The sequence below is a fragment of the Gammaproteobacteria bacterium genome, from assembly GCA_033720895.1.
Lineage (GTDB): Bacteria > Pseudomonadota > Gammaproteobacteria > Natronospirales > JAJUFS01 > JAWWBS01.
Genome location: JAWWBS010000071.1, coordinates 1 through 9,866 on the forward strand (window position 1 = coordinate 1; position 9,866 = coordinate 9,866).

At 62.4% G+C, this 9,866-nt stretch carries 9 protein-coding genes; 6 read left to right on the top strand and 3 right to left on the bottom strand.

The features are described 5' to 3' along the window. Positions 1–44: 44 nt before the first annotated feature. Positions 45–755, bottom strand: a complete 711-nt coding sequence (locus tag R3217_09410; protein ID MDX1455660.1) for a DUF6502 family protein — start codon at positions 753–755, stop codon at positions 45–47. Between the two features lie 192 nt (positions 756–947). On the opposite strand from R3217_09410, the gene R3217_09415 reads away from it, so the two are divergent. The 6 genes from R3217_09415 to prpC all read left to right on the top strand — a co-directional run bounded on the left by R3217_09415 (position 948) and on the right by prpC (position 7,884). Continuing rightward, entirely contained in the window at positions 948–2,228 is a 1,281-nt protein-coding gene (locus tag R3217_09415) for an HD-GYP domain-containing protein (GenBank protein ID MDX1455661.1), read from the top strand. 104 nt (positions 2,229–2,332) lie between these two features. Continuing rightward, positions 2,333–3,334: an oxidoreductase gene (locus tag R3217_09420; protein ID MDX1455662.1), complete on the top strand. Its 1,002-nt coding sequence runs from the start codon at positions 2,333–2,335 to the stop codon at positions 3,332–3,334. A gap of 30 nt (positions 3,335–3,364) precedes the next feature. Then, positions 3,365–4,936: an EAL domain-containing protein gene (locus tag R3217_09425; protein MDX1455663.1), complete on the top strand. Its 1,572-nt coding sequence runs from the start codon at positions 3,365–3,367 to the stop codon at positions 4,934–4,936. A 93-nt stretch (positions 4,937–5,029) separates the two neighbouring features. Next, the gene (locus R3217_09430; protein MDX1455664.1) at positions 5,030–5,572 is read left to right on the top strand and encodes a GNAT family N-acetyltransferase; all 543 of its coding nucleotides are present in this window, start codon (positions 5,030–5,032) and stop codon (positions 5,570–5,572) included. A 190-nt stretch (positions 5,573–5,762) separates the two neighbouring features. Then, positions 5,763–6,641 (top strand): methylisocitrate lyase, encoded by an 879-nt coding sequence (prpB, locus tag R3217_09435; GenBank protein ID MDX1455665.1) that lies wholly within the window; start codon positions 5,763–5,765, stop codon positions 6,639–6,641. A gap of 61 nt (positions 6,642–6,702) precedes the next feature. Then, complete coding sequence (gene prpC / locus R3217_09440; GenBank protein ID MDX1455666.1) at positions 6,703–7,884, top strand: 2-methylcitrate synthase; 1,182 nt, start codon at positions 6,703–6,705, stop codon at positions 7,882–7,884. Between the two features lie 147 nt (positions 7,885–8,031). Here prpC and prpF read toward each other — a convergent pair whose 3' ends face one another. Continuing rightward, positions 8,032–9,222 carry a 2-methylaconitate cis-trans isomerase PrpF gene (prpF, locus tag R3217_09445; protein ID MDX1455667.1) on the bottom strand — a complete coding sequence of 397 codons (1,191 nt, stop codon included), beginning with the start codon at positions 9,220–9,222 and terminating at the stop codon, positions 8,032–8,034. Positions 9,223–9,233: 11 nt separating this feature from the next. Beyond that, the coding region (locus R3217_09450) for a Fe/S-dependent 2-methylisocitrate dehydratase AcnD (GenBank protein ID MDX1455668.1) at positions 9,234–9,866 on the bottom strand (633 nt) is incomplete at its 5' end.

A 9,866-nucleotide genomic window follows, 5' to 3' on the forward strand; every position in this document is an offset into this window, starting at 1 on the left:
AGGAAGGGCGGCCCACGGGCCGCCCTTTTCATTTGCAGTGCCGCTCAGGCGAGGTGCTTGGCAGTGTCTCCTCGCGCGGACCCGGTTCGTGCTGCTGATCGTGGCGCGGCAGCCAGGCAGCGCTCGATGTTTTCGAAGCAGGGCCGCAGCAAGCGGCTGGCCGCCTGCAGCTGTGACTCGTCGAGTGGCGTCAATTGGTAGAAGCCTTCCACGACCTCGGCCTCGTTCCGGCCAACCAGCCTCACGTTACCGCTGCGCACCAGTTCGTCGAGAATGGCGCGGGGCGGAATGTCGCCGCTGTGGCCTTGCGAGAGAGCGAAGAAACTCGGCGCCGACCGTGGCGCATCGCTCGCGGGCTTGATCGGAATGCGCCGGATGCGGCCACGCTCATCCTGCAGCCGCGGATCGTTCAACCAGCCAGCCAGTACGCGAGCCGCCCGGTTGCCAAGCCGCACATGGCGATTTTCCTCGGGTGGCGGTGCGGACACCAGCCGCAGGACTTCCTTGCGCGACAGCCCGGTCAGGCAGGCGACGCGCGCCTTGAACTGGCGTCGGCGGCGCGGAATGAAGAATTCCCTTTCGCGCATCGCAATATCGACATACAGCCAGCGCGTGATCTGGTTCATCTCGGGATAGGACATGCCATAGCGTAGCAGGATCCTGATTACCGGACGCAGCAAGGCAACGGCGAACTTCGTGAAGCGCTTGCGACTGACCCATTGTCCTGGAACCGAATCACCCCTTCCTTCGATCATGCGACCTCCATCCGTGTTGTCTCGCGCAGGGCCACCAGTATCGGTGTCGGCATGTGCTGCATCCCTAGGGAATTGCCGCAAGCGCTGCCGCAAAGCGGTTGGAAAATGGGGTTGATCACCCGATATTTCTGGTCGTCTGCATTCCGCTTTCAGGGTTTCTCCAGTCAACCGTCAGCAGCGACGCGGGCCAGAATGATCGACCCGAACCACAAGCCACGGATGGCGCTGGTGAAGATCAAGCTGACAACCAACGAATTGCGCCTCGGCATGTACGTTGCCGAACTGGACCGCCCCTGGCTGGAATCCCCCTTCCTTTTCCAGGGGTTCCTGATCGAGGCAGAAGATGACCTCGCCCGGTTGCGAGAGGTGTCCCGTTTCGTTTTCGTCGATGATCTGCGCAGCTCCCAGGCCACCGATGTCCAGGCTGTACTGCAACAATCCCTGAGCCGCATACATGCCGGTCGTGTCCGGAAGATCACTGTCGAATTCGAGGAATGGAAGGGTGCCGCCCGACTGCGCGACACCCTGGCCCGGCTCAAGGACACGGTGGAAACGACGCGCGAACGCCTTGGCAACGTCCTGGAAAGCAGTCGGCAGGGACAAGCGGTCAGCCAGGAAGCGGCCAGCGAGGTCGTTGGCGGGCTGGTCGAGGCAGTGCAACGTGATCCACAGAACGCCCAGTGGATGACCTTGATGCGTTCCCAGAACGAGCACATAGCCTCGCATTGCATGAACGTCTCGGTCATGGCCATCAACTTCGCCCGCCACCTGGGTTGGAACGAGGATCTGCAACGCGTCGTCGGCGCGGGCGGCATGCTGCACGATATCGGCATGTCACGCGTGCCCCAGTGGCTGCTCGACAAGCCCGGCACGCTGAGCAGGGCCGAGTTCGAACTCATGCGCAAGCATTCGGCGTATGCCGCGGGGCTGCTGGCGTCAGATGAGCAACACGATCCACGCGTCGTCGAGATCGTGCGCTGGCACCACGAGCGACTCGATGGCAGTGGCTATCCCGATGGGCTGAGGGGCGGCCAGATCCTGCCGCACGTGCAGCTCGTCAGCGTGGTCGATGCCTATGAATCCATGATCACCGTCAAGCCTTACGAGGCTGCCCTGTCACCCTCGGTCGCACTGACGCGTCTGCACAAGCGGGTGGGCAGTCATTTCTCCCGCGAGCTGGTGGAGAGTTTCATTCGCCATCTCGGCATCTACCCGCTTTCGAGCCTGGTGCGACTGGTGAACGGCAATCTTGGCATCGTGGTTTCCTCGCAGGAATCCAACCGCCTGAAACCCGTGCTTTTGCTGGTCCGGGACCCGGCGGGCAAACTGGTGTGGCCGCGCAAGATGGTCAATCTTGCCGGCTTCGAGGCGCGTGGCGTGCAAGGTGGCTGGAGCATCGACCGGATCGTCGATCCGGACAGCGTCGACATCGATGTCCAGAAGATCCTGATCGAGGAATTCATGATGCGGTGAACGCTTCCCTGGCTGCAAGCTACTGATTGCCAACCCGTTTCAAGCCTCCCGCCGCGTATGAGACAATCGTCACTCCTTCCCGGAATTGTTACTGGAGTGATCCGATGACAGGCACGACCGAGGCCTTCCGCGCCTATCGCATTCATGACAACGACGGCCAGGTGACGGCTGCTTTCGAGACGCTGGGTATCGAGGATCTCAGCGAGGGTGAAGTCGTCATTCGCGCCGAGTATTCCGATGTGAACTACAAGGATGCCCTCGCGGCGACCGGCGAGGGCAAGATCTTGCGCCGCTTTCCCCTGGTCGGCGGCATCGATGTGGCGGGTGTCATCGAAAGCAGTTCCGACGAGCGCTTCCAGCCAGGCGATGCCGTCGTGGTGACAGGCTGTGGCCTCGGCGAAGACCGCGATGGCGGCTATGCGGAGTTTGTACGCGCGCCTGCCGATGGCGTCATTCCACTGCCGGCAGGATTCACGACCCGTGAAGCCATGATGCTGGGAACCGCAGGCTTTACGGCTGCGCTGGCCATCCATCGCATGGAGCACAATGGCGTCAATCCGGACGGTGGTCCTGTCGTCGTGACAGGCGCCACCGGTGGCGTCGGTTCCTTGGCGGTCAACATGCTCGCGGGTCGCGGTTACGAAGTCGTTGCGGTAACCGGCAAGCAGGATTCCATCGACTACCTCAAGGCCCTGGGTGCCAGCAGCGTCCTGCTGCGCCAGGACATCGATTACGGCAAGCGTCCCCTGGAAAAAGCTCGCTGGCAGGGCGCGGTCGACAATGTCGGCGGCGAGATGCTGACCTGGCTGACACGCACCACCAGCTGGTGGGGCTCGATTGCCAGCATCGGCCTGGCCGGCAGCCACAAACTGGAAACCACGGTCATGCCGTTCATTCTGCGCGGCGTGAACCTGCTGGGCATCAACTCCATGGCGACGCCTCGCGAATTGCGCCTCGACATCTGGAAGCGCATCGGCAGCGATCTCAAGCCCGCGAAGCTGGACGCCATCGTTGCGCAGGAACTGCCATTCGACGAGCTGGCGAGCGCATTTCGCCCGCTGCTTGATGGCAAGCAGATTGGCCGCACCGTGATCCGCATCGGCTGATTGACGGGCCAGCCGAAGATGCCGCTTGCAATGAATCGCCGCAAACGGATTCTCGTGGCAGCGGCCCTGCTGGCGATTGGCGGCACGCTGGCCCTGATCGGGGCGACGGCCTGGATTTCCTGGCGCGAAGCTTTCGAAGAGGAAAACACCCAGATCACCGAGCTGGCTCGCGGCATCGCCGAGCGCACCGAGCGCATCGTGCTGGAAGCCAGGAACACGTTGCTGGCTCTCGACGAGCTCGAGGTCGAGCGGTGTTCGGCCGCGCATTTTGCCGAGATGGAAGCGGCTGCGATGCAGCATCCCTGGATCAAGTCCATCGGACACTGGCGGGCAGATGAGCGCCTTTGCGCGACGGGGCTGGCGCAGGGAACGGCGTTGAAACCGCCGCAGGCAGATCGCATTTATCCGTCCGGCCTGATTGCCTGGTGGCCGTCCCGACACACGAGCGTGGCTGGCGTCGAACTGTTCCTGATGCGCTTCGGCAACCATGACATCGCCATGGACCCTCGGTTTTTCGTTGATGCCGGACTGACTGGCCAGCAGGCCGCGGGCTTGTGGTTGGAAAACCTGATGTTGACCAGCAATCCGCCGGATGCCGTCCTGCCGCCGCTGGATGCCATTCCCCCGGGTGTGCGCCTGGACCAGGCCGAGGAGCGTATCGAGTCACGCTTTTCGCTGGGCAGGATGCTGCCTATCGATGTCGTGGTGGTCGAGCCTGCCGATGGCTTCTGGCATCGCCAGAACAGCCTGATCCGCACCGCCGCGGCCGTGGGCGGCGGTCTCAGCCTGCTGTGGCTGCTGGGGATCGTGATCCTGCTGCGCTACCAGTTGAGCCTGCGCAGCGAGCTGCGCGACGCCATCAGCCGCGGCGACATCACCGCCTGGTACCAGCCGATCGTCGACCTGGCCACGGGCGAATGCGTGGGTGCGGAGGCCCTGGCCCGCCTGATGCGCGAGGATGGCAGCCTGATCAACCCCGACATGTTCCTGCCGGTGGCCGAGAGCGAGGGCCTGATGCCTGACGTCACGCTGGCGGTGATGGACAGCCTGCTGGCTGACCTGCCGGCCCTGCTCAAGCTCAATCCCGGCTTGAAGATCAACCTGAATCTCTCCAGTGACGACCTGCAAGACCCTGGCTTTGGACAGCAGCTGGCGCTACGACTGGCCACGGCGAAGGTACCGAGCCATGCCATCAAGCTGGAAATCACCGAGCGCGCCCTGATCAACGACGAGGCGGCGAGGGCCCACATCCGGGACTTCCGGGCACGCGGTCACAAGGTGGCCATTGACGATTTCGGCACCGGGTACTCGAGTCTGTCCTACCTGGAAACGTTCGAGATCGACACGCTGAAGATCGACAAGACCTTTGTCGATGCCATTGGCGCCGAAGCCGTGACCAGCCACGTGATCTCGCACATCATCGACATGGCCAAGTCTCTCAAGCTCGATATCGTGGCCGAGGGCATCGAGCAGCAAGCGCAGGCCGAATGGCTGGAGCGCCAGGGTGTGCACCAGGGCCAGGGCTATCTGTACAGCAAGCCGCTGACGGCTCGCGCTTTCCGGCGCTACCTGCGCGGTCGCCCGAACCAGACCATGGCGTGATGCCTGCGCGGCAGGCGCACGAAAATCCGGTCGACGGTCGACTCATCAACTATGCTTCCCGGTCTATAGCAAGTCCCAGGGAGGATGGCGGGCATGATCGAAACCCCATCATTGCGGCTGGTTCCAGCCACCAGCGATGTCCTGCGACAGGTGCGCAGCGCGGGCCTTGAGGGTCTCGCCGAGCTCCTCGGCATCACCATTCCGCCAGCCTGGCCGGTATTCCCGGAAGGCCTGGAGAATGCTGTCACCCAGCTGGATGTCATTCCGCCGCACCCGCCGTTCTGCATGTGGTTGGGCATTCTCAAGGAAAACGACAGCCTGGTCGCCGAGGGTGGCCTGTTCCAGGCGGCTGACGGCGTGATCGAGTTCGGTTATGCCATCGTCCCGGATTACCGCGGCCGAGGCCTGGCGAGGGAATACGCCACAGCATTGGTCGACCTGGCCAGGCACCACCCCGGCACCCGGCGCGTTCAAGCACATTCCCTGGCGCCAGGCAGCCGTTCCGGTGACGGGCTGGAAGCCGATCCCTCGGTCAACCTGCTGGAGAGCCTTGGCTTCGAGGGGGCGCCGGTGAAGGACGCGCCCGGCGCTGCGCCCGGCGAGGCCGTCTGGCGCTGGCAACTGGAGGTTGCCTGACCCACCTGGCTGTTCCGAGTTCGCGGCATTTCCGCCTTGTTTCCCCGAATTTCGCCGCGAATCCCTTCCGGATTGCCCACAAACAGCGCCAGCAATGGCTCTGAAGCCCCTTCTCGGGTAAAATTCCGCCTCTTTTGGTCGCCCCGCTTGGCGGCCCTATGCAAGATCAGAGCAGCCATCGAGGAGCACCATGTCGCAGATCTCCGCAGGCGCGAAATTCCGCGCCGCCGTTGCCGAACACGCCCCCTTGCAGGTGGTGGGCACCATCAACGCCTACACCGCCCGCATGGCGAAGAATGTTGGTCACCATGCCATTTACCTGTCCGGTGGCGGCGTTGCCGCGAATTCGCTGGGCATGCCGGATCTCGGCATCTCCTCCATGGAAGACGTGCTGGTCGACATTCGCCGCATTACCGACGTCTGTGACCTGCCGCTGCTGGTCGACGCCGACACGGGCTGGGGTGGCGCGTTCAACATCGCCCGCACCGTGCGTTCCTTCATCAAGGCGGGCGCTGCCGCCATGCACATCGAGGACCAGGTCGCCGAGAAGCGCTGCGGCCATCGCCCCGGCAAGGCCATTGTCTCGAAGGAAGAAATGGTCGATCGCGTCAAGGCGGCTGTCGATGCCAGGACGGACGACGACTTCGTCATCATGGCGCGTACCGACGCGCTCGCCTCCGAAGGCATGGAAGCGGCGATCGAGCGGGCACTCGCCTGCGTCGACGCCGGCGCCGACATGATTTTCCCGGAAGCGGTCGCGACGCTGGAGCAATACCAGGAATTCAAGCAGGCGGTGAAGGTGCCGATCCTTGCCAACATCACCGAGTTCGGCAAGACGCCGTTGTTCACGCGTGACGAGCTGGCCTCGGTCGGCGTCGACATCCAGCTGCTCTGCTGTGGCGCCTACCGCGCCATGAACAAGGGCGCGGAAATGTTCTACATGGCAACGCTGGAGCGTGGCACGCAACAGGATGTCGTCGACATCATGCAGACGCGTGACGAGCTGTACCAGCACCTTGACTATTACTCGTACGAAGAAAAGCTCGACGAGCTCTTCTCCAAGAAATAGAAGCAATCACGACAAGAACAGAAAGCAATAACAGAAAGCAATAAATAACAGGAGCAACACCATGGCAGCATCGAAAGCTGACAAGAACAAGAAAGCCGGCGGCCTCGCCGGTGTGAGCGCAGGCGAAACCGCGATCTGCACGGTCGGCAAGTCCGGCGCAGGCCTGACCTACCGCGGTTACGACATCTACGACATGGCCGACAAGGGCACGTTCGAAGAAATCGCCTTCCTGCTGCTGCACGGCCACCTGCCGAACAAGAGCGAGCTGTCTTCCTTCAAGCGTCGCCTGATGAAGATGCGCAAGCTGCCGAAGGAACTGCGTGACACCCTGGAGAAGATCCCGGCCAACACGCACCCGATGGACGTGATGCGCACGGGCTGCTCCATGCTGGGCAACCTCGAGCCGGAGAAGGCCAACTTCTCCAACCAGATGAAGGTTGCCGAGCGCCTGCTCGCCGCTTTCCCGGGCATCGTCGTGTACTGGTGGCGCTTCCACCAGGAAGGCAAGCGCATCAACACCGAGTCCAAGCAGGATTCGATAGCCGGTCATTTCCTCAGCCTGCTGCACGGCAAGAAGCCGAAGGAAATGCACGTACAGGCGATGGATGTCTCGCTGATCCTCTATGCGGAGCACGAGTTCAATGCCTCGACCTTCACCGCGCGCGTCATCACCGCAACGCTGTCGGATTTCCACAGCGCGGTCACCGGCGCCATCGGTGCACTTCGCGGTCCGCTGCATGGCGGCGCCAACGAAGCGGCGATGGACCTGATCCGCAAGTTCCGCACGCCGGAAGCTGCGACCGAAGGCCTGCAGGACATGCTGGCCAACAAGGAAAAGATCATGGGCTTCGGCCACCGCGTGTACACCACCTCCGATCCGCGCAACGTCGTGATCAAGGAATGGTCGCGCAAGCTGGGTGAGGAAGTTGGCGACAAGCGCTTCTACCCGGTCTCCGAAGCCATCGAGAAGGTCATGTGGGACGAGAAGAAGCTGTTCCCGAACCTCGACTTCTACTCGGCATCGGCCTACCACTTCATGGGTATCCCGACCGAACTGTTCACGCCGATCTTCGTCATGTCGCGTATCACCGGCTGGGCCGCGCACATCATGGAGCAGCGTGCCAACAATCGCCTGATCCGTCCGGGTGCCGAGTACACCGGTCCGGAACTGAAGCGCTGGCGTGCGATCGATCGTCGCGCCAAGGCGAAGAAGAAGAAAAAGACGGCTGCCAAGAAGAAGTAATGTTCTACATCATCATTGCGGTGCTGGTGATCCTGGAGCTCGTTGCCTGGTGGTTCTGGTTTCGCAAGAAGCGCAAGGATGACGAACAGGACTGACATGAAAAAGCCCACGCTAGCGTGGGCTTTTTTCTTGCTGCAAGGATGATCGTCAGAAACTGCCTGCCGGTATCCTGACCCTGCCTTCCATGAGCACTCGAGCCGAACGCGACATGATCGCTTTTTCAACCTGCCACTTGCCATCGAGCTCTTTCGCTTCCGCGCCGACACGCAAGGTACCCGACGGATGACCAAAGGTCACCGAAAGCCGACGCTCGCCTTCCCGCTTTCCGCCTGCTGCCGCATGCACCAGCGTCCCGGGAATCACGGCAGCGGTGGCGATCGCTACCGAAGCCGTTCCCATCATGGCGTGATGCAGCTTGCCCATCGATAGCGCGCGTACCACGAGATCGATGTCGCCGGCCTTGATGGCTTTGCCGGATGACGCGACGTAATCGGTGGCGGATGCAACGAAGGCGACCTTGGGCGTGTGCTGGCGGGTCTTCGCGGCGTCGATGTTGTCGATCAGGCCCATTTTCACCGCTGCATGGGCGCGAATGGTCTCGAAGCGTTCGAGCGCTGCGGAATCGTTGTTGATGGCGTCCTGCAGTTCCGTGCCGGTGTAGCCGATGTCCGCCGCATTGACGAACACCGTCGGGATGCCGGAATCGATCATGGTGGCTTTCAGAGTGCCGATGCCGGCAACGTCGAGATCATCCACCACGTTGCCGGTCGGGAAAATCGCCGCGCCTTCTTCCACCGGGTTCACGAACTCGACCACGATTTCCGCAGCCGGGAACGTCACGCCATCCAGTTCGAAGTCACCGGTTTCCTGCACCTGGCCATTCGTGACCGGTACGCGGTTGATGATGGTCTTGCCGATGTTTGCCTGCCAGATGCGTACTTCGCACAGGCCGTTCTCGGGTACCCGATCCGGATCGACCAGGCCGTTCTCGATGGCGAAAGCACCCACCGCGCTCGACAGGTTGCCGCAGTTGCCTGACCAGTCGACGAAGGCCTCGTCGATGGCGACCTGGCCGTAGAGATAATCCACGTCATGCCCGGGCTGCGAACCTTTCGAGACGATCACGCACTTCGACGTGCTGGACGTTGCGCCGCCCATGCCGTCGGTGTGCTTGCCGTAGGGGTCCGGGCTGCCGATCACGCGCATGAACAATCCGTCCCGCGCTTCACCTGGCACCTGTGCGCTTGCGGGCAGGTCGTCGAGCTTGAAGAACACGCCCTTGCTGGTCCCGCCACGCATGTAGGTGGCCGGAATCCTTATCTGTGGCTTGTGGCTCATTGATCGGGTCCTTACTTCGCCGCTGCAGCGTCGGCTTCGGCTTCCAGGAAGTCCTGGGCAAAGCGCTGCAACACGCCGCCGGCCTCGTACACCGACAATTCGTCATTGCTGTCGAGACGGCAAAGCACCGGAACTTCCGTGACCTCGCCGTCCTTGCGGTGAATGACCAACGTCAGCTTTGCACCCGGGTCGATGTCGCCCTTGATGTCATAGGTCTCAGTGCCGTCGAGCTCGAGTGTCTTGCGCGTCGTGCCTTCCTCGAACTGCACCGGCAACACGCCCATGCCGATCAGGTTGGTGCGGTGGATGCGCTCGAAGCCTTCGGCCACGATCACTTCCACGCCCGCCAGGCGCACGCCCTTGGCCGCCCAGTCACGCGAAGAGCCCTGGCCGTAATCGGCGCCCGCGACGATGATCAGGTTCTGGCCGCGTTCCATGTAGGACTCGATGCATTCCCACATGCGCATGACCTTGCCTTCCGGCTCCAGTCGCGCCAGCGAACCTTGCTGCACCTCGCCCGCTTCGTTCTTCACCATTTCATTGAACAGTTTCGGATTGGCGAAAGTCGCGCGCTGCGCCGTCAGGTGGTCGCCGCGATGGGTGGCGTAGGAATTGAAGTCCTCCTCCGGCACATCCATTTTTGC